The sequence below is a fragment of the Enterobacter cloacae complex sp. ECL414 genome, assembly GCF_021869685.1.
Taxonomy (GTDB): Bacteria; Pseudomonadota; Gammaproteobacteria; order Enterobacterales; family Enterobacteriaceae; genus Enterobacter; species Enterobacter kobei.
Map to the genome: position 1 here is coordinate 255,331 of NZ_CP091482.1, position 18,724 is coordinate 274,054.

23 protein-coding genes are annotated in these 18,724 nt (G+C 46.2%); 2 read left to right on the top strand and 21 right to left on the bottom strand.

Features of this window, described 5'->3' with window-relative positions:
* Positions 1-132: 132 nt before the first annotated feature.
* The 21 genes from L3068_RS24650 to L3068_RS24750 all read right to left on the bottom strand — a co-directional run bounded on the left by L3068_RS24650 (position 133) and on the right by L3068_RS24750 (position 16,696).
* Complete coding sequence (locus tag L3068_RS24650) at positions 133-1,545, bottom strand: hypothetical protein (RefSeq protein ID WP_022646499.1); 1,413 nt, start codon at positions 1,543-1,545, stop codon at positions 133-135.
* A gap of 153 nt (positions 1,546-1,698) precedes the next feature.
* Positions 1,699-2,028 carry a hypothetical protein gene (locus L3068_RS24655; RefSeq protein ID WP_000140246.1) on the bottom strand — a complete coding sequence of 110 codons (330 nt, stop codon included), beginning with the start codon at positions 2,026-2,028 and terminating at the stop codon, positions 1,699-1,701.
* A 116-nt stretch (positions 2,029-2,144) separates the two neighbouring features.
* A complete protein-coding gene (locus L3068_RS24660) occupies positions 2,145-3,113 on the bottom strand; it encodes an IS5 family transposase (RefSeq protein ID WP_016151349.1) in 969 nt (322 codons plus the stop codon).
* A 1-nt stretch (position 3,114) separates the two neighbouring features.
* Complete coding sequence (locus tag L3068_RS24665) at positions 3,115-3,315, bottom strand: hypothetical protein (RefSeq protein ID WP_022646497.1); 201 nt, start codon at positions 3,313-3,315, stop codon at positions 3,115-3,117.
* Positions 3,316-3,365: 50 nt separating this feature from the next.
* Positions 3,366-4,157 carry a hypothetical protein gene (locus L3068_RS24670; protein WP_000774871.1) on the bottom strand — a complete coding sequence of 264 codons (792 nt, stop codon included), beginning with the start codon at positions 4,155-4,157 and terminating at the stop codon, positions 3,366-3,368.
* Between the two features lie 230 nt (positions 4,158-4,387).
* Positions 4,388-4,645: a hypothetical protein gene (locus L3068_RS24675; protein ID WP_001052325.1), complete on the bottom strand. Its 258-nt coding sequence runs from the start codon at positions 4,643-4,645 to the stop codon at positions 4,388-4,390.
* A gap of 65 nt (positions 4,646-4,710) precedes the next feature.
* Positions 4,711-5,037, bottom strand: coding sequence for a hypothetical protein (locus L3068_RS24680; RefSeq protein WP_000556022.1), 327 nt, complete (start codon positions 5,035-5,037; stop codon positions 4,711-4,713).
* Between the two features lie 242 nt (positions 5,038-5,279).
* On the bottom strand, positions 5,280-5,600 hold the full coding sequence (locus L3068_RS24685; RefSeq protein WP_000834113.1) for a hypothetical protein: 321 nt from the start codon (positions 5,598-5,600) through the stop codon (positions 5,280-5,282).
* A 294-nt stretch (positions 5,601-5,894) separates the two neighbouring features.
* Positions 5,895-7,145: a site-specific DNA-methyltransferase gene (locus L3068_RS24690; protein WP_000104393.1), complete on the bottom strand. Its 1,251-nt coding sequence runs from the start codon at positions 7,143-7,145 to the stop codon at positions 5,895-5,897.
* Between the two features lie 170 nt (positions 7,146-7,315).
* Complete coding sequence (locus L3068_RS24695) at positions 7,316-7,924, bottom strand: polyamine aminopropyltransferase (protein ID WP_000833775.1); 609 nt, start codon at positions 7,922-7,924, stop codon at positions 7,316-7,318.
* A 155-nt stretch (positions 7,925-8,079) separates the two neighbouring features.
* On the bottom strand, positions 8,080-8,337 hold the full coding sequence (locus L3068_RS24700) for a hypothetical protein (protein WP_001290639.1): 258 nt from the start codon (positions 8,335-8,337) through the stop codon (positions 8,080-8,082).
* 64 nt (positions 8,338-8,401) lie between these two features.
* On the bottom strand, positions 8,402-8,830 hold the full coding sequence (locus L3068_RS24705) for a hypothetical protein (protein ID WP_000069824.1): 429 nt from the start codon (positions 8,828-8,830) through the stop codon (positions 8,402-8,404).
* Positions 8,831-8,921: 91 nt separating this feature from the next.
* The gene (locus L3068_RS24710; protein ID WP_044704553.1) at positions 8,922-9,299 is read right to left on the bottom strand and encodes a hypothetical protein; all 378 of its coding nucleotides are present in this window, start codon (positions 9,297-9,299) and stop codon (positions 8,922-8,924) included.
* A gap of 405 nt (positions 9,300-9,704) precedes the next feature.
* Entirely contained in the window at positions 9,705-10,850 is a 1,146-nt protein-coding gene (locus L3068_RS24715; protein WP_000339750.1) for a hypothetical protein, read from the bottom strand.
* 44 nt (positions 10,851-10,894) lie between these two features.
* On the bottom strand, positions 10,895-11,191 hold the full coding sequence (locus L3068_RS24720) for a type II toxin-antitoxin system RelE/ParE family toxin (protein ID WP_000581857.1): 297 nt from the start codon (positions 11,189-11,191) through the stop codon (positions 10,895-10,897).
* 49 nt (positions 11,192-11,240) lie between these two features.
* Positions 11,241-11,711: a hypothetical protein gene (locus L3068_RS24725; RefSeq protein ID WP_000170639.1), complete on the bottom strand. Its 471-nt coding sequence runs from the start codon at positions 11,709-11,711 to the stop codon at positions 11,241-11,243.
* Between the two features lie 433 nt (positions 11,712-12,144).
* Positions 12,145-14,535, bottom strand: a complete 2,391-nt coding sequence (locus L3068_RS24730; protein WP_000694552.1) for an Ig-like domain-containing protein — start codon at positions 14,533-14,535, stop codon at positions 12,145-12,147.
* A gap of 401 nt (positions 14,536-14,936) precedes the next feature.
* The gene (locus L3068_RS24735) at positions 14,937-15,188 is read right to left on the bottom strand and encodes a hypothetical protein (RefSeq protein WP_000115760.1); all 252 of its coding nucleotides are present in this window, start codon (positions 15,186-15,188) and stop codon (positions 14,937-14,939) included.
* Between the two features lie 32 nt (positions 15,189-15,220).
* Positions 15,221-15,409, bottom strand: a complete 189-nt coding sequence (locus L3068_RS24740) for a hypothetical protein (RefSeq protein WP_001107529.1) — start codon at positions 15,407-15,409, stop codon at positions 15,221-15,223.
* 236 nt (positions 15,410-15,645) lie between these two features.
* On the bottom strand, positions 15,646-16,077 hold the full coding sequence (locus tag L3068_RS24745) for a hypothetical protein (RefSeq protein ID WP_001251242.1): 432 nt from the start codon (positions 16,075-16,077) through the stop codon (positions 15,646-15,648).
* Positions 16,078-16,180: 103 nt separating this feature from the next.
* Positions 16,181-16,696, bottom strand: a complete 516-nt coding sequence (locus L3068_RS24750; RefSeq protein ID WP_012695482.1) for a hypothetical protein — start codon at positions 16,694-16,696, stop codon at positions 16,181-16,183.
* Between the two features lie 331 nt (positions 16,697-17,027).
* Between L3068_RS24750 and L3068_RS24755 the strand changes: the two genes are divergently transcribed.
* Complete coding sequence (locus L3068_RS24755) at positions 17,028-17,792, top strand: hypothetical protein (RefSeq protein WP_000277498.1); 765 nt, start codon at positions 17,028-17,030, stop codon at positions 17,790-17,792.
* A gap of 80 nt (positions 17,793-17,872) precedes the next feature.
* Positions 17,873-18,634 carry a methyltransferase gene (locus L3068_RS24760; RefSeq protein ID WP_001447802.1) on the top strand — a complete coding sequence of 254 codons (762 nt, stop codon included), beginning with the start codon at positions 17,873-17,875 and terminating at the stop codon, positions 18,632-18,634.
* The last annotated feature ends 90 nt before the right edge of the window (positions 18,635-18,724 follow it).

Genomic DNA, 18,724 nt, shown 5'->3' on the forward strand with positions numbered 1-18,724 from the left:
TGTATCAACAGGATTAAAGTTACTTTTCTGGATGCAGCAACGCTTGGACATGATGTCCACATTACATCACGATCAAAGCTAAGTTTTTTTTGTATAACCCCTCCATTTTCGTGTGTTTCGCGTTTCAGACGCTTATACGACCTGCTTGACCATCCTCATCAGAAGGCGGTTTAACAGTCCTTTCGCTGTCGGGCGATTGCTATCGACATAGTAAAAACCTGTTTTGGTCGTACCGTGAGCACTGCTCAGCACCCTCAGTTCCCAGATAACGTCACGGATAACGCCGCCATTTTCTGGCTTAAGGCATTCAGATAAATGGCGCATGAAACGAGCTCTTACGGCACGGTAATAGCGGAACTCCTCTGGCTGGTTAGTATTTTCTTTCACCCGGAGTCGCTGGTTACACAGAGTTAGAACTGCATCCATCATTCCCGCCTTCAGCTTCGCCTGGATCGCACCTTGTTGCTGTTCCCTCTCACCTTCGAGTAACGTTAAAATTCTTTCTCCGAGTGCCGTCTTGTTGTGTACGTGCAACTGAACACAGGCAGCTACGCATGCCCAGAATCTGAACTTTTTTATCTGTCCACGCAATTTCCGGGCTACAACCTGACGGTATGCAGAATCACTGAGTATTTTAAAACGCCGACTGGCAACCAGCTCTGGAAGCGACACTCTGTCGCCTATCCCCAGGCGGGAAAAGGTTTGTCCCCGCTGTGCGAGACGATGATAGACAGCGCCCTTGCCTTTTGAAATTCGGACCGCGCCATAACGAAGAAGATACTGAGCAGCAGTCGTTGGAGTAAACTCACCGTCAGCGATGCGCTGGCGTAACCCGTCGTATTCATGCCAGATAATCCAGGACGCCGTATCTTCTTCAACAGTCAGCTCATCCTCTTCCTCGAATGCCACGACGACAGAACTGCTCTCTCCGGTCTTTAGGCTACGTGAAGCCCTGGGGTCAGCCTGCCCGTCAAAATAGGTCATCAGCGGCAACGTATCAGTCAGTCCATCATAAGCTGTACCGAACCGGCCTCCGGGCAGTTTCATCCAGAGTGGAGCTGGCATTGGTGTACGGGGCACAGGCTGCATGTCAGGCTCATCCTCAAGAAGGTCCAGATCGGCCTCTTCCCAGACCCTGCGATAGATCTCAATTGCCCGAAACGGGCGAGGGTTGAAACAGTGCAACGACCAGAGGAAATCAACGTGGATCACGTTTGCTTCCTGTACAAGCCGAAATTGTGGCTCAGCCATACGACGGTTATAAGCCGTATCGTCAACCTCGCCGGAAAGTAGCTTTCTGCGATGCTCTGCCGCACGTCTTGCTTCAACATAATCAAGGCTGCAACAGGCATGAAAAAGACGTTCAGTCAGGGACGAAGAAAAGATATTGGGTTGAAGACGCACATATCCGCCTTCGAACACTTTACGACCGATATAATCCCGCAGGCTCCAGTCGTACTGGATCTTAGAAAGAAATCGCTGAAGACGACTCAGGCCAGCCTGATAACCGTATTTCTCCGGGTCAGTTCGAAGGAGCGTTTCCATTGAATGGTCAACCCCTACTGCTGTGCAAAATGAGCACCCTATAATTCTGATCATTTAGAAATTTTTTTGCGTTTAAAATCAATGAATTGAAAGATTTCATTTTTCTAAGTCTGATAAAACAGATGAAAACCCAACTGACTATACTCATAAAACTCAATCTTTGCGCTGCTGTACGATACCAGTAATTACAGGTGCCGAGTTTAACATCATGAAAAGTAGCCCAATAATGAATGACGCAACGCCAGCTGCGGTGCCTAACTTCTGACTGAACACCATTGAAACAAAGTACATATTTGGGATAAAAACGGACATAGCAATCACGAAAAGTAACTTATTCAGATAATTATTTATTCGGGTCTTAACCTCAACTCTATCATAAAAAGCCATCGAAACGTAAGCAGTTATCAGTGAATAAAAAGACCATGTCATATAGTTAACCGATTCATTAAATGCCTCTCGCAAAAGCAAAGCACTTTCTGTCATTCCCTACCTCATTAAATCAATAGAAAATAAATCTGAATAATTTATTTTTAAAAGAAAAGAGGCTTTGTTGAATAAATCAGATTTCGGGTAAGTCTCCCCCGTAGCGGGTTGTGTTTTCAGGCAATACGCACGCTTTCAGGCATACCTGCTTTCGTCATTTTGTTCAGCGCTCGTACCAGGGCCATAGCCTCCGCAACCTGACCATCGTAGTCACGCAGCGTCAGTGAACCCCCGAACAGCTGTTTTACCCGGTACATCGCCGTTTCCGCTATCGAGCGACGATTGTAATCTGTTGTCCATTTCCACCGCGCATTACTCCCGGTCAGCCGCTGATTCGCAACAGCACGGTTACGGTCTGCATATTCACCGGGCCAGTAACCCGCACCTTTTCGGGGCGGGATAAGCGCGCTGATTTTCTTACGCCGCAGTTCATCGTGACAGAGCCGGGTGTCGTAAGCGCCGTCTGCCGATGCTGCCCTGATTTTTCTGTGAGTCTGCCGGATAAGACCCGGGAAGGCTTCTGAGTCCGTCACATTGTTCAGCGACAGGTCTGCACAGATGATTTCATGTGTGTTGCTGTCAACTGCCAGATGCAACTTTCGCCATATACGACGGCGTTCTTTGCCGTGTTTTTTGACTTTCCATTCGCCTTCACCAAAGACCTTCAGCCCGGTGGAATCAATCACCAGATGCGCGATTTCACCTCGGGTGAACGTTTTGAAACTGACATTAACCGACTTTGCGCGCTTGCTGACACTGGTGTAATCCGGGCAGCGCAACGGAACATTCATCAGTGTAAAAATGGAATCAATAAAACCCTGTGCAGCCCGCAGGGTCAACCTGAACACGCGTTTAATGACCAGAACGGTGGTGATGGCGAGATCAGAATAGCGCTGAGGTCTTCCCCGTGATGAAGGCGTTGCCGACTCATACCAGGCCTGAATAGCTTCATCATCCAGCCAGAAAGTTATGGAGCCACGGTTGATGAGGGCTTTATTGTAGGTGGGCCAGTTGGTGATTTTGAACTTTTGCTTTGCCACGGAACGGTCTGCGTTGTCGGGAAGATGCGTGATCTGATCCTTCAACTCAGCAAAAGTTCGATTTATTCAACAAAGCCTCATAGAAGTAAAACTCAGTTAAATGAAGATCGTTTTCTTTCACGTATGCCGCCAATTTGCGGATACGCTGTTCAAGCATTGTATCTATCCGTAAGGAAACACTCTGCGGAACGTCACTTGCAAATTCATTGATACAATCAACGGTAGAAACTATGAATTTATTGGTCATGGCAGGCTCCAGGCCACCGGGGAAACCGGTGGCTACGGTAATTGGCAGGCTTAAGCGCCGCAAAGGGTGTCAAGGGAAGGGAGAAGCTTGCTCAGCTTGTCGTAATCGAGCGGAGACAGTTCTGTAACGAGTTCGACCGAAAGACTAGTGTTGTCTTCTTCACACAGAATATAGATTCCGTCTTCTGGCTCTTTTCCGGCACATGCCTTCAGTCGTTTGTTAACGACCTCCTGGGCTGAATCCGCTACGTCGCAGCTCAGGACATAGCTTGCCACATAGCTGCTCTCACCGTGGTAATGCGTCACTTTACACAGAGCATACTGGATACCGGCTTTGTGAGCCTCATTCATGAGACGAGAAAACTGACAGCCATCCTGGTAATAGTGGGTATCCTTTGTGACCAGAATAGTCATACCCCCAAATTCATCTGTCCGGCTTTTACTGCATGTAAATGCAGCAGTAATTGTTACCATTTCCGAGAGGTCGAATACCGACAGCACGGCAGTTGTGAGGCAAATTGCATGGTCAAGATCAATGGTCTCTCCATGAAAAACTGCCAGCCCACTGCTGGTAACTTCTGTTGCGAACAACAGTTCATAATTGCAGTCTGGGCAGGATGGTTGCCCAAAGCTCGGCTCAGAAGGGTCATACTCAGGGTGGTTCTCGATAATACTGAGGATCAGCTTCTCAGTCAGAGAACAATCTGTCAGTGGCTTATCAAGCAAACGCTCACCTTCTGCAATTTCTGCTTCGGTAACGAATGTGATTGCTTCTTGTGCCATTTTTGCCTGCTCCTGAGTGCAGGGAATAATAAACGACGCCTGAGTATAATTATCTGCCACAGTTGACTCCTTGATTATTTAATTAATGTATTTGATGAGAAGATCATAACAAATACACTAATACCAACTAATAACCTGAAGGCGTTTTTTTAGAAAAAATATTAAGAAGAAGAATATGAACACTACCTCATCTTAAATTAATATCATTCAGGATTAATATTCATTTTTTGCAAATAAAAACCGCCAGACGGCGGCTTTTATAAAGAGGGAAATATCATTGGAAGTTGAAATTACTTCACGGCAGGCCGACAAATTACGCGACTGCTGTGAGCTGAAGCGAAACTTGTAGAGGAAACTATAATCACCTTTTCTAAGTCGTCGGCACTGTCAGCAATATGATGCCGGAAAGCCTCCTCTGCATCACCAGGGGAGTCGGCTTCGACCAGGTAGGCCTGATCATCATCATCAAACATAATGCGCCCGGAAATGAGATAAAGTCGGCTCAAATCTGGCGTTGCTGCGCTCGTGCTTCGTTCGTTCAGATTCATTTTTTCTCCGTCTGTTGCTCGTAAAAAGAATGACGCCGGTTTAAAAGGCGTCGCCAGGGTTCGGGCTAAAACGCAGGGTTGCCATCGAGGAAGCTCATTGGCTGGCCAATAGCGGATGCCACCCTGAGAATTTCACCTGGTGTGGCATAACGCAGCATTTCAGAGCGTCCAAATTTCTGATACTCATCTACTGACATCTTTCTCCACTCTGGGTGAGGATCTTTTCCGCACAGTGACCAGTTGCTTTCAGAGGAATCACGACGGAGAACGTACACATCAAGCGAGGCTGTAAGCCCACTTCCATATCCCCGCTGCGCTACAATACGAACCTGAGAACCATCGTCGCGTTGCAACGTCTGGGTTAATTTCGTGATAGGATCCTGAGAATGCATGCCATTTACCTCGTTTTCAAAAGATTTACCGTAAGTAAATGATACCGAATCGAGAATTCTGGCTAATAGGTCAGAAGAAAAAATAATGAATATTTTTGAAGTGTAGGATAATGATTAGAATAAAATGGCCTGAATAAATCGCTAGCGGTTAAATCCGCTTATTTCAGAGAAGCTCTGATTTAGTAGTTAGGGAAAACGATGCGGTGAAAAGTAACTTTTACACCGCAATTCAGAAAAAAGTTTCAATTAGTCACATTACGAATAACCCGGCTTACTTTCGCATGTGCGTTCCCCTGGATGTTAAAGTAAAGCCCCTCAGGCAGACTCGTCGCCCACTTAACTCCTCGCTCAGCCATACGCTTCGGTGTTTCCAGCCAACCACGAGGAATATTGCCCGTAACGTCACCGATAACCCGTGAAATGCATGCTGCTACCCGGATGCCGCCGGGAATATCGCATTCGGATTCAACAATATGCATAACCTCAAATAAAGCACCATGCCGCTGGACATGATCGCCAATGTGCAACTCGATAGGAGAAACCATTTCTGTATCTGACTTCATATCTGTCCACCTTTAATTTAGAAACCGTCTAAATTACCAATATAGTTAATGTACCGGATGTTAATTCAACAAGTTCTGTATCACAACCATCAGTTTTTTTTGTTGGGTCTATATCGGAGAAACAAGTGAATATTGAATACACTCGTTAATACAGACAACCGGAAATGAATGGCACCCTAATTATCTCTGCGGCGTATGCTAAGCCGTTAATATTGTCATTTTATGGTAGAAACAATGCAAAATGAATAAACCGCTTGTCGCTTCAAACCACTTTATCAAAACCGTTAACTTGCATTAAGCCCGATACAGTTCGGCGAGCTCGTCCAGCATGGGGTTACTCTTATATCCCGGTGCGGCCGTAAAAAGGTTTCGGGAAATCGCCAGCCATTCCATGATTTTGTCCGTCGCCAGCCAACGTCTGCCAAGTCGCTCGGCTGCGATGGGAACTTTATGCAGGCCAGCGAAGGGATCTACAACAAGATCTCCCGGCTCTGTCAAAAACTCAATCAGAAACGCTGCAAGCCTGGTAGGAGACGTTGCACCATGCAGCGGAAAACCTAGCTCGCGGGCAATGGAATGGCAAAATCTCGTATCAGCGCAGCTATTGCCGTAAAACAAAGTATTTTTGGGGATCGTTCCTTCTGTTTTATTTCCAAAGGATCCGCTTTTAAGCTGGTACGCCCCATCACCATAAAAGGTCGTGCGATTTTCACCGCCTGCTGCCTGCAATTTAAGATGCTGCTCTGAATGCGGTTGCAGTACACGTAAGTTGTTTGAACGAACCTTACTCGCATCATTGGTAAACCACAGCACAGGCTCATACGATGAGCAGAGCTGCACTCGTTGCTTACATGCCCAGTGCGTTGGCGATGGGGGCTTACTGCGATTCACCCACTGAAGCCTGTCCATGAGCTCAAGCCCCAGCTTGTCACATAATGCCAGTGTCAGACGCTCCAGATACAGAGAACGTGAAGGCCTGCCCCTATTAAAGCTATCTTGAGTGATATTCAATGCCACACTTGCGCCGGGTACAAGCTGTTTCACGATCGGTTCGAGGATACGCAGAAGCCAGTCAATATAAACCTGCTCGCCACGCCCCCCGCCATGCCCGTAGTCTCTTGAATTTCGAAGGAGGTAAGGCGGCGAGGTCAGGCAAAGATGAATTTGCTCTGTGATATTGCTGAAGAAGGCATAGGCGTTTCCAAAAACCGATGCCCCAAGAGAAGTTGAGAAACCGACAACACAGAGCTTTTCCCATGACTCGTGTAGGTTTGTTTTCGTCTTAGAGGAGTATCTCCAGACGCCCCGTTTTTCTGGAACGCGTTCGATGACTCCGGCCTGCCGAAGAGTCTGCTGAAACCAGCGTACTTTGTGTTTGACGCCGCTGGTTCTGGTTTTATCTGACCCAAATTCTTTCAGTTCGTGCAATTCGGCATCCGACATGCCAGTTTCACGCTGCACTTCGCGATAAAGCTCGTCGTTGCTCAACGGCAATTCGGAGGCTGCGTAGATCCGTGCAATTAAATCCGTAGAAATCGTGCTCATCAGCCATCCTTAATGGAGATGCAGTTTAAATATCGGCCTGATGGTTGGAAGGGGGATTACTAAATCAAACCGATCTGTTTATTTATAGGCTTTGTCAGGTCATGCAGCACAGCTGGGCATGCGCAAAGAGACCCAGTCTTCTTTAGCGGAGACACCTTCAAAAGTTGTACTCAATCAGCCCCAAGATTTTGAAACTCAATGTGCTTTTGCTCACACTCCTCCCTGCCCCACGAGCCCTGCCATTCACAGATGTCCCGGTACTTAATTTCCAGCTTATCCATCTGTGAGAGGTTAGCTGTTGCGAAGTCTGGCCATATGTCGTGCCAGCATGCGTTGTACGTGACGCCTGCTGGTGGGCAATACATCATTGCATCAGCATGGATAATTTCAACGCGAGGATCGTTTGCAAACGAGGCCGCAACGAGGTTAATAACGTCCTGTTCTTTTTCAATTACTGTTACATGGGTTACATCTTCTTTTTGAAGAATGGCGTGAAGCACCATCCCCAGACCAAGACCATTAATGAGCACGCGCCCGGTGGCTCGCTCTAAAAAATCCTGGCAGGTTCTGATCTCCATCGGGGTATTGGACATCACCACATCCCAGCCGTTGGACAAACGCCGATATCTACCGGGCGGGATAAACTCGTCTGTATTACCTGTATACTCGGCACGAAGGGCGAGGCTCATCGCCTTATCTGCGGTAATTTCGAATGTGTCCAGTTTCCAGGTTCCGGACGTGCCGTCTTTAACGGGTAAATCAGAAAAGCAGCTCTTCATCAAGGCAACCAAAATTCCAGTAATGTTGTTACGCTGAACCTATCACAAACCTGCTCTTAATACAGTTATCAGGAGTGACAGCGATCTTTGAGGAATCGTTTAAATCACGGGCATCCTGTAGCGGACGCCCGATATTTAATCAAATGTCGCAGGTGTTAAAGGAAGCGTTGCAAAGTTGCAACGTCTTCTGGAGCAACCTCCACGCAGCTCCTGACACTGTAGTGATTTTCGCCGTTGTAGTCGTAAACCCCACCGTCTTCAAAACTCAGCTGTTCAAGCTCGCCATGGCACTCTGAAATGAGTGCCGTCTGGCAAGCATTTTTCTCACAATCGCTGACGAGTAACCGAACATAGCTATTCTCATGGTCGCCGTTTCGGTTCTGGATTTTAACGATAAAGTGTTTTTCAGACATTTGTGCCTCCAGCACAGTTTGAGGTTAATTTAGCGTTGCCCCGGCTCACCGGGGCAAGAATAAATCAACCCTTAATGAAACTGTGCCCCCAGGTGTTAGGCTTAAATGCCTGCTCTTTGATATATGTTTTCATTACCTTGCAGGTTTTTTTCAGGGCTTTGGTATTGGCATCGGTTACTGAGATAAAATGGCGAGAATAACGGTTTTCCCGGTATTGCTTATCAGCGTTTGGGTCAATTGCTTCGCTTTGCAGGAGTCCTTCGTGCCTGCCAATTACTATTACGTAGTTCATTTCACCTGAAACACGATCCGTGAGTAATTGAATGGAAATATCAGTCGCTCGCGTGGCCTGGCTAGCAGAAATTTTTGCATGTAAGAAAGCTCCCTTTCGAAAGTTGGCCGGAGTCAAACCTGTAATATCCTCGGTGCTAAAATTAAGTGAAGATAGAGTTGAAAATAAATCACAGCTAATGACTTCAGTATTATTAGACATAACCCGGCTCCGCTCATATTCATGTTAAGGTAATTATATCAGGTTGATAGCATTACCTAATAACTTGGTGGCAAAAAGTTGTGGTTTTTGATTAACTAAAATTGATGTTCTCAATACTGCTCAAGAATTCTTTCTTTACACCCGGAGTAAAAGGTATACGTTCAATGTATTTATAAAGCGTCGCAAAGGTTTTGGTTTCAATGTTTCGTGAAATAACATCATCAATCGGGTCTTCGAACATATTAATAAAAACATCAATATGCTGCTCTCCGCTTTCTGAAGCTAAAGAGAGAATACAGACCACTTCAATGTAGCGGTTATCCTGCTCTGCAATGAACAACCAGTGCCCTTCGTTAAAGGCTGGTGCAGCACTGAAGCGTTTTACAATAATTTCTGAAAGAGCATATCCTGCCTGATCCAACAGATTAATAAAGTTGAGTTGAGTTGAAACCACGTCTAACGCTTTCATAAAACCTCCTTTTCATCTGTACTTATTATACTGTTACCCATCCCCCCAGCTAATAACCTCCCAGCAAACTTTCAAAAAAAATACCACCTTTAATTAGAATTGAACACATCCTTTTTAAATAACAAAAAGGATTATGAAACCCACAATGTTTGTGATGTGCCACCAAGGAAAAGTAACTTTTATGTGCTCATAAATCTTATTTCGTATTCACTTTCCTTTGTCTTTCGGTCGTAGATTATCAGGGGAAGCATAAGAAGAATATGTGAGGTTTAAGCAAATGCGGTGATCGGGCATTATAATTTGGTGAGGCTATTATAAGTGGATAAAGATAGTCGTAGGTATAGGATCAGGTTAAATTGCATTTTCCCGGTTGCCTTCCCTGGCCTACCGGTTTCAGCTCAGATACTAAGACCAGCGGTAATACTTAAAATATTCCTCATTTGCAGCTATAAACTCCCTCAAACCGTTCATTAATCCCTTCTCAAACGCTGTCACGATAAACCGGTAACCGTCCAGTGTTTCAATGTAGTAAATACCGCCTGGTGTAATTCCAACATGCAACACCTCGGCTGTCATCATAAACTGGCCTTCCGGAAAATCATGCGAAAGGTAAATGAAACCAGTAGTGGCCGATGCGGGTGTGGCATTCACTAAGACCCCGTTAAACTGCTGCCCGTGCCTCGCCGGTACAAGCTCACTTCCCCTGGTTGACTTATCAAGCAGCCTCTTAACATCTTTTTCTTCTTTTAACGAGGTATAGACCCGCACATCACTGTCATCACCTGGGCGAGAGCCGGTGCCAACATGAGCAAGACGACGGTAAGCACTGCGCATATTAACGTGGCAGGATGCCCCTGCTCTACCCTGAAGCCTTACGCCAAAGTCTTCGCAAAGTAACAAAATCTGACGTAGCTGGTTTTCATGCACGGACGCTGAGAGTGAAAGATTGAAACAGGAAAAGGTCAGTTCTAAAACCTTTTCGCGTTTGTCATTGAAATGAGCTTCCAGCCTGATGACTGGCTTTTCCGACATTGCAAAAGCTTTGTCCGTTACTCTGTACCGGCATTCATCTCCGAAACATTCTTTAACAACGCTGGCTATGACCGTGTCGTGTTCTCCATCTTCCGGAGCTGGCACAAAGATTTCAAATTGTGCCGGTGTATCCGGCTCAAGCAGAACGGGATAGAGACGCGGAGAATTAAGCAAAGCGCATTCAGAATTAATGAGCTTAACCCAGGCGCTTTTGTCGTCCGGATCCTTAAGCTGCTGTCCAAGGTTATCGCAAAAGTCAACTATCTGACGGGTATGCTCATCCGTGACTGCACAGATCAGGTTAAGACCATGCGTGGCCATACGCAGTTCCCGGGTTCGGGACTGGGAATTGATCGACCAGGGGTTAAGTGAAAGCGAAATAGGGCTTATGGAAGGGACGACCGTCTCATTCTGCAAATCTGTAAGCTGGCAGTTCGCAGTAGGCTTCGGGGAAAGGGTACTAAATATGTAACTTGCCTGTTGTTTAGTACTGGCCTGGATATAAAACATCGCGTCCATGCTTGTATCCCGGGATGAAATTGAAAATAGCTTCATTTTTAACCTTAATGGATGAGCGATTTATAGTCATGTGCAGACAAATGAACATTATGTGCGCCATCATTCCATTCAAAGAATAATCGATACTTAGAGTTTACTCGAATGGAGGAATAACGGTTTGACGTCATTCTTAAGCGTTCATAACGCAAGCTGTTGGATAATAACTCCCGCTCACTCTGGACATTATCCAGCGTTTCAAGTCGACACAGAATCGCGTTAATAATTTCAGAAGGAATACCTGCCGTTGTTTTTCCATTACGGAAGAACTTTTCAAGCCGTCTGTCTTTAAATGAATGGATCATAGTTCCTCCGTAATAATTGACCTTAAAATTAAATTAAAAGGGCTTTGAATTAATGAATACCTAAAATGCGGGCGGCAACTGCCAGCTGCTTATCACTTAACTGACGCTGGTGGGTTAAAGAAGACTTAAGGCTTTCCAGAAAATTATTACTACTGGATTGTTGGGTGATTGCATCAACCATTTTTTGATGAGACCTGCACCATGCTGTGAACGCAGAACTGTGGGCGCTTTCAGTCCTTAAACGCTCGTCTTGCAGGGATGCTGACACTTTGCGGGCAGCTTGCGCATTAATGCGGTACAGCGCATTCAGCGTGTAAGCAGTACGGGTCGTTTCGAGGCTGTAACCCGTGGCTTTACAAGCCATACAGCGACTTCTATAAAAATGCTTACGCTCTCCCCGCCCATTGCATTTATCGCAAACAATACGAAAAGTATATTCCGCAGTACCTTTTACAGAATCAACACAGCGGATTTTTGCGCTGGAGATTTCAATTCCACTGCGATCATAATATTTGGTCATAATGTGATTCCTCCGGTTAGTTCTGGAGTAATCATGACAGAATGAATCTACTGGCTAATAACCTGAGAGTAAATATTTTAAAAAAACATTGAGAGAGGGGCTGCAAATTTATACACGAAGGATTCAAATATAATTTGTTTAAAAAATTAAGAGCATTCTGAAGTAAAATTGCATCAAAAAGCATTCATGGATAAATCATGTACTGGTGCCAGCGATTTAAACGAGGACATTGTTCCGGTGTAATTACACAGTTTAGCATCATAGATTATAACCAAAAGGAAGGAGTCCTTCCCGTCTCGGGAATATTACTTTCCCGTTTGCAGTTTAAGAGACACTTAATGAGAAAGTAATAATTAAGTCATGCTCAACTCTACATTTTACATTGAGGATGGCGTAACAGGGTACGGCATACTACCGTACCCTTGTGTAGGGTTTATGTTTGAGGGAATTCTATAGTAAATGTGGCCGTGCCAGATTGACCACTTACAGCGGGAGTAACGGGATATGTGCGCTCTTCACCATTACCAAGATCCAGTGACAGCGATTTAGTTTCACCAGGCTGGACCGTAACTCCGGCAACCGTAACGCCGAACTGGGCGTTTTTCTGAACAGTCAGGGTTCCGTTTAACTGTCCGGTAATGATAGAACCGTCCTGACGACGCAACACACTGGTTCGGATGATGGCCAGCGGCGTGTTGTCCGTTGCTTTCAGTGCTACGGCTGTGGCCAGCGTCTTGAGATTATCCAGCATAATCAGGTTAGCTGGCTGGTAGGTAAAATTAAGCGTTTTAGTGGTCCGGTTACCTGATTCGTCAATAGCCAGAGCCTCCAGATGATACATCTGTCCCGATTCGTCAGTATTGGGGAAGATTCTGGGGTATTCAGGAATAAAGACATCCTTGGATAGCGGCGTGAATGCAAGGGTGACCTTTTCAGAGTTAGGTCCACCAGCGAGCTGAAGCGATATCAGGGAAGCATCCCCAGAGGCATCAGTAACGCTTATGCGTAGGTTCTCAAGCCCTTTAACCAGTTTTCCTTCTGCGTCTGCGCCATTAAAGCTGAACGCAATAACCGGAAGCGTTGAGTCAATTTTCAGCGGTGCATTAAGCGTTTTGGTTCCTGTGTTTCCAACAAGATCCGTGGCAGACACGCTAACAACCGTATAATCCCCGTCCGGTAGACCAGCGTATGAGAAAGTGGCGTTTTTGGTTTTATAATCGCTTTCACTGACAGTCACAGGCTTCAGGGTGAAAGTTTCCCCCCGGGCATTTTTAAGGGTGGCTTCGAAAACTTTGGTATCCCAGTAGCTGATGTTCCAGGCGTTGACGCGATCATTATCGGTGGCCGTCATAGTGATTGTCTTGGAGGCCTTGTTTACCTGAGCGACATTAACCACCGGTGGGTTGTTATCCCAGATAACCGTAAAATTACCAGCAAGCGCATCGAATATGCTGTCACCATCTTTTCCCGAGTAAAGATGCAGATACTCAAATCCTTTGTCACTGGTGTAGTTGAAGTTAACCGTCATCTCGCATGAACTTTGTCCGACAGGAATAGTGCAGAACCAGGCTGCATTTTTTACCGTTCTGAACTTTTGCACGTATGGTCGGGGTTCTGCGGTTACCTTTATGCGGCTAATGGTGGCGGTTTTAACGCTGATTGAGGCCTGAGTTAACCACTCACTGGTATCACTCCGGTACATCTCTTTAGCCACTATCTTCGGGGCTATTTCCATCGCCGGGGCTGGAGTGAAGTTGAGGGAGTTATGATGAATTCGTCTTACTCCTCCCGCCAGAGTCTGAAATTCATGATAAGTATCCCCCACATTTGGATATATGTATTTGAAAGTATAGATATTATAAGTGCTATCGGACGTCTGGAAATTCGAGTCCGCCCAGCCATATTTGGAACCGTTAACAGCAGTAAAGTCACTTTTCTTCCTTAATACCCGTACGGAAATAGGGTTCTGGAAGACGGTCATGCCAGACTGATAGGAGACCCATGATCCGGTAGTGGCGTCCTGCACCTGGATGATATCGTCAGGCTTAACCCGATCAATTACGCTTCGGCGGCTTAGTTCGCTCCTGTTTCCCGCTTTGTCATAAAGGTAGATCCCCACTTTATATTCAGAGCGGTTTTCCGGTGCCAGGGCATTGCTGCTTGCGTCGGCGACTTGAACGGTTACGCTACCTTCCACTGTATTAATTTCCGCTGGCTTTTTACGCTCCACTCCAGCGGCATCGGTTATGAAATATTCAGCATTAGCAAGCCCGGAACCTTTATCACTCAGTCCATTAAAGACCAGTGCCTGGACGCTGGCGTACTGCATACCGGCTGGTACTGAAGTGAAGATCGCTTCGCTGCCAAAGTTCCACCCATTTCTCGTATAACTTATGGTACCCGTTGCCGGAGGCGTTCGGTCAATTGCAAGCGGGTAATCCTGCCGGGAGACCTCCTTCCCTTGCAAGTCGGTAATCACCTCTCTGAGGGTGAAGCTATCTTCTCCCATCGCTGGTACGGTCAGAGTCTTGCCGTAATAATCAAAGCCTGTCGAAGATGTGGTACGGTCATCAACGGTAACCAGGCTGCTTTTCGTGCTCCAGATGAGGCTCCCGTCACTTTTCAGCAGACTGAGCGTAATATAACGGTCCAGACCGGAAATAACGGCAACGTCAAAGCTCGTTACCGGATTAATCCATACGGATGCAGGCGATACGGTCTTTTTAACGTTCAGGGTATCTTTAAAGCTGAATTCTGCGATTTCAGCGGAAGCTCCTGCGCTGAAACCTGCAAATGCAATAAGCAGGGCTAGTTTGATTTTCATGGGTTGTCTCCTGATCAGGTTCCCCATGATACTTTTTCAGTGTTCGTGATCTTTTCGGGAAAATAGCTATTTTTGATGTTTTTCTTTTCTGCCCGGCGGGACTTTTTTGTTTACGTGAATGCAACAAAACCAGAAAAGTTACTTTTTGATAGGGTAAAATTAGGTTTCCCTAATTTCCAGAAGCAAGCGAAAGCAGAACTAGCTTAATAGCCATTAAGAACGCCATACCTATTGATAAATAACGCTCCTTACATTTAATGATTTGAGCATTTAAAAATGAATTAGCGAAAGAATTTTGGTTTGCTTTTTATTGCATGAGTAAAACAGTATTAATAATCCGGAGCCATTAGAACGTACTCTAAAGACTCCGGTATACAGATATCTTGCCAGTAAAAATGGCCTTACTCCTCATCATCCCCCAGCGCTTTTTTGATGGCGCGGCGGCGGGCTGCATCACCTACACGATATCCGACTGAATATACGTCATTCAACCGGCGCAGAATAAGATTTATTTCCTCATCCTGAATGTAGGCAGGTAAACACAGAACCACGTCGCCATCTTCATCATAGACTCGAACAACTTCCTTCTGCCCATCTCGCTCGCGAATAATCTGGACATGCTGAACCCTGGTGTATTCTGGGTTTACGCTCATTTTAAGTATCTCTCTGTAATTGTTGTTACCAGTTAGCTATAAGCCGGATAATTCTGGTATTCAGTGTTCTGCACAGCAATCGCCTGCTCGTGGATCATTGACACTGCCAGGCGGGCTTTAACTCGCTTGCTGGTGAGAAAACGCTTCACTTCTTTAAGTTCGCTGCCAGCCGACAGCATATTGAAGACATGCTGTTTGAGACTGTTGTTATTTTTGGCCACTTGTTTCTCCATCATCTTTGTACATGGTTATTTCAGGCTGGCCTGCCAGATCACACACGTTATCCATATGCTTTTGGACCCAGTCTGTTAGACCCAGACCTTCGGCCTTTGCCTGATTGACGTAACGCAGTTTACGTTCAGGGGTAACCCGCATCTGTAGTTGTGCCGTCGCTGGAACCGCCTCTTTCAGGGCGTTAAGGCCCCTCTGATCACGGGCCTGAATTGATGGTTTACCGCTAGGCATCTGATGTATCGCTCTCCCGGCGAGCGGTGGACAGCTCTATTTCTTTTGCGATAGCTTTATCTATGGCATCCAGCTGCATGGCAAACTTGATTTCAAGCGAACAGCGTAATGCCTTCAGGGCGCGTTCTTTGGTGCTGTATTGTGGTATGCCGTTCTGGCTACCATTCATGCCTCGCATGCGGCGGGAGGTTGCATCGACAACCTCTCCCTCTTCCCGTGTGCCGTGAACCGTAGTTCCGCTCCATGTCGGATAAACAGTGCCAGTGGCGGTGTTGAAGCTCCAGCCGTTTTGGTATTCCCCCGAGACCTCTGGTACGGGCATATCGCGTTCAACGCCATAGTCAGACCAGCGTAAAGCGCGGTTTATTCTGGCCTGTGCCACCAGCTCATCATACGCGGCTTGTTCTTTTTTATTCATCGCCATTTAGGGCAATCTCCTTAGAGGGGAATTAGGTGTTATATCGGTACGTAAGTGCTTTTCAGGCCTAATCTCTGACAAGGCCTGATGTGCCAGACTGCCGTTGCATTCACCGTTTTATGGCGGTTGACAGAGCCTCATTAAGAGCCGCAATTAGCTCAGGCGAAGTCGGCTCCAGATTTTTGGAAGCGTTCAGCAGCTCCTGAAGTGAAGAGATTTCCTTTGGCTCCACCTGGTTTGTTTCAGGTGCCGTTTTTTGCACTTCATCCAGTGTACGCTGTGCACCGTTATCCAGCACCAGCACCCCCCCGGCACGAATTTCTGAAATGGTGCGCAACGTATACATCAATTTATCCCAGACACGGCTACCAACCTCGAACCCGGAATCAGCTACTTTTTCTTCATTATGCTTTTGAAAAATTTCTTCTAACCAAGTGGTGAAGCGCTTTCCAAAAGTATTGGCGGCTAAAGAAGTGCAGGAATAAACCTGTTCGACCTGTTTTGTTCCATTTTTATCAGTGAATGTAATGAGACCGATTCGGCCACTGTTAACAGTGTAAAAGCGAGGTTGAAAGCCAGCTTTGAGAAGGTTTTCAATAGCTGAAAAAAAATCTTTTTTGAGCATCGGTTTCAAAATGGTTTTCCTTTTATGCCCGGTGCCGCCGGGGCGGTGGCGTTAAATATACGCCATGTAAGTAAATTAATTTATACCCATTTGATTGTCAATACAAACAAAAAAACAAACCATGTTTATTATTTTATCAACGATGCTATTTTAAAGTCCGTCTAAAATAAAAAACCAAAAAGTTAAATTTGAAGCCGTCCTTCCTAAATTCATTTCTTGCGCATATTAGCACCCTGCTTTAAGTAAATAATTTTTGAAAAAGTTGTCTGGAGGTTATTAGCTCGTGCATCTGGATTGGTAATATAAAGCCAACACAGAAAAGGAAAACAAAATGTATAAATTAGTATCTCCTCGTGAACTGACTGAGATTATTACCGGTTTACTGCTTAAACCTGAACTCCTTGGTGAGCTGGACTCACCAGAAAAGCATCGGATGTTTATGGCAGATTTAGGCCGCGTGGTGGCCGAACATTGTGGAGGTCTGGTAAACAGCGTCGTCTTGCCAGGAACAGAAGTTACAGTGTCGGATGGGTTACCGCTTAATGGCCAGCCGGTACGTTATCTCGGAATCAAAGAGAACATCCCTCACCTCCTTGTAGAGCCTGATGCTTCCTTACCTTCGCTCGCTAAAAACGTCTGGATGTATGCAGATCCTGAAGGCTGGAAAGAACATTTTGGAGCTGAGGAAGACTGCCTTACTCCTGAAATGATGCAGCTGTTCCGTAAAGGTATCCAGGCTCTTCAGAAAGAGCATGACACCCCTGAAATTAGCCTCACACTTCAGGACTGGCGCCTGGAGGAGGAAACACTGCCAGAAGAGGACAGTCAGGCCTATCAGGTCAGCGTTACCGGCCAACATAACATCCACTGTGAAGTTGTTAACAAGGAAGGTAACCCCTGTTTTGGTGTCATGTTCGAAATCGATCAGGGTGTGCCTGCCTTACACATCAACACCGGCGGGGATATGTTGCTCCACATTCATTGCGCCCATAACGGACTCGTTCTGACCCCTGATGCAAGCGGTCAGCGATTTGATAAGGCTCCCGTTGACCGCTTCTCTTATAACAGCCCATCCCTGCTGTTGTCTGCCGACTAACCAAGGCCAAATCTGAATTGTCCCGTTTAAGTAACCAACCCGCTGCCGCCAGGCGGGTAAATCCTCTTAATGGAGTTTTAATGCAAATCTCAACTGAAGTTCTGAACGTCTTATCTCGCTGCCGTGCTGAAGGGAACTTTCTTTTCCTGGCCGACCAGCTCGACCGCAGCATTTATGTTAAGACAAACAAAGTGCTCGAAGCCGCCGGTGGCAAATGGAACCGAAAAGAGCAGGCACATATTTTTACGGCGGATGCAGCTGAGCGTATCGAGCAAATCATTCTGACAGGTTCGGTTGACATCCCACGAGATCTGTTCAATTTCTTCCCTACACCTGAGAATTTAGTCACAGATATGGTTCTACGCGCTGAACCAGCTGCCGGGGAGCGTGTACTGGAGCCAGAGTTTGGTGATGGCCGCATTCTGAAAGCCTTAAAACTGGCGGCTCCGGATGCATTGATTACCGGGATCGAATTGAACGATGAGCGATTCCTTGCAGTGAAGAACGATAGTGTCCTTAGCACAGGAGTCGAGCTGGTGCATACCGACTTTCTTGGGTACCAGCCCGATGAAACTTTTGATGTTATCGTTATGAATCCACCATTCCTTAAACGCTCTGACGTTAAACATGTCATGCATGCCATCGCAATGCTCGCTAAGCGAGGTCGCTTACAGGCCATTCTGTCAGCTGGGGTATTGTTCCGGGAAGACACACTGACAAAAGCGCTCAGGGAGCGAGTCAAACAACTTGGCGGACAAATTTCGCCTCTTCCGGATGATACATTTAGGGAGTCCGGAACAAAGGTCAAAACAGCCCGCCTTGAAATTGATCTTCGCCGCTAACTGACAAGCAACCGGAAAGAAATCTTAATACGAGTAGCCGGTTAAAGTTACCTGACCGGCTTAACTGACTAAATCAATAAAGAGTGAACA

Bases quoted from the DNA above. Each gene is read 5' to 3' on its own strand.
- L3068_RS24735 (WP_000115760.1), bottom strand. From the start codon at position 15,188: ATGAGCGTAAACCCAGAATACACCAGGGTTCAGCATGTCCAGATTATT.
- L3068_RS24655 (WP_000140246.1), bottom strand. From the start codon at position 2,028: ATGACAGAAAGTGCTTTGCTTTTGCGAGAGGCATTTAATGAATCGGTT.
- L3068_RS24705 (WP_000069824.1), bottom strand. From the start codon at position 8,830: ATGTCTAATAATACTGAAGTCATTAGCTGTGATTTATTTTCAACTCTA.
- L3068_RS24690 (WP_000104393.1), bottom strand. From the start codon at position 7,145: ATGAGCACGATTTCTACGGATTTAATTGCACGGATCTACGCAGCCTCC.
- L3068_RS24715 (WP_000339750.1), bottom strand. From the start codon at position 10,850: ATGGACGCGATGTTTTATATCCAGGCCAGTACTAAACAACAGGCAAGT.
- L3068_RS24730 (WP_000694552.1), bottom strand. From the start codon at position 14,535: ATGAAAATCAAACTAGCCCTGCTTATTGCATTTGCAGGTTTCAGCGCA.
- L3068_RS24675 (WP_001052325.1), bottom strand. From the start codon at position 4,645: ATGAATCTGAACGAACGAAGCACGAGCGCAGCAACGCCAGATTTGAGC.
- L3068_RS24755 (WP_000277498.1), top strand. From the start codon at position 17,028: ATGTATAAATTAGTATCTCCTCGTGAACTGACTGAGATTATTACCGGT.
- L3068_RS24710 (WP_044704553.1), bottom strand. From the start codon at position 9,299: ATGAAAGCGTTAGACGTGGTTTCAACTCAACTCAACTTTATTAATCTG.
- L3068_RS24720 (WP_000581857.1), bottom strand. From the start codon at position 11,191: ATGATCCATTCATTTAAAGACAGACGGCTTGAAAAGTTCTTCCGTAAT.
- L3068_RS24725 (WP_000170639.1), bottom strand. From the start codon at position 11,711: ATGACCAAATATTATGATCGCAGTGGAATTGAAATCTCCAGCGCAAAA.
- L3068_RS24750 (WP_012695482.1), bottom strand. From the start codon at position 16,696: ATGCTCAAAAAAGATTTTTTTTCAGCTATTGAAAACCTTCTCAAAGCT.
- L3068_RS24745 (WP_001251242.1), bottom strand. From the start codon at position 16,077: ATGGCGATGAATAAAAAAGAACAAGCCGCGTATGATGAGCTGGTGGCA.
- L3068_RS24700 (WP_001290639.1), bottom strand. From the start codon at position 8,337: ATGTCTGAAAAACACTTTATCGTTAAAATCCAGAACCGAAACGGCGAC.
- L3068_RS24650 (WP_022646499.1), bottom strand. From the start codon at position 1,545: ATGGAAACGCTCCTTCGAACTGACCCGGAGAAATACGGTTATCAGGCT.
- L3068_RS24760 (WP_001447802.1), top strand. From the start codon at position 17,873: ATGCAAATCTCAACTGAAGTTCTGAACGTCTTATCTCGCTGCCGTGCT.
- L3068_RS24665 (WP_022646497.1), bottom strand. From the start codon at position 3,315: ATGACCAATAAATTCATAGTTTCTACCGTTGATTGTATCAATGAATTT.
- L3068_RS24695 (WP_000833775.1), bottom strand. From the start codon at position 7,924: ATGAAGAGCTGCTTTTCTGATTTACCCGTTAAAGACGGCACGTCCGGA.
- L3068_RS24685 (WP_000834113.1), bottom strand. From the start codon at position 5,600: ATGAAGTCAGATACAGAAATGGTTTCTCCTATCGAGTTGCACATTGGC.
- L3068_RS24680 (WP_000556022.1), bottom strand. From the start codon at position 5,037: ATGCATTCTCAGGATCCTATCACGAAATTAACCCAGACGTTGCAACGC.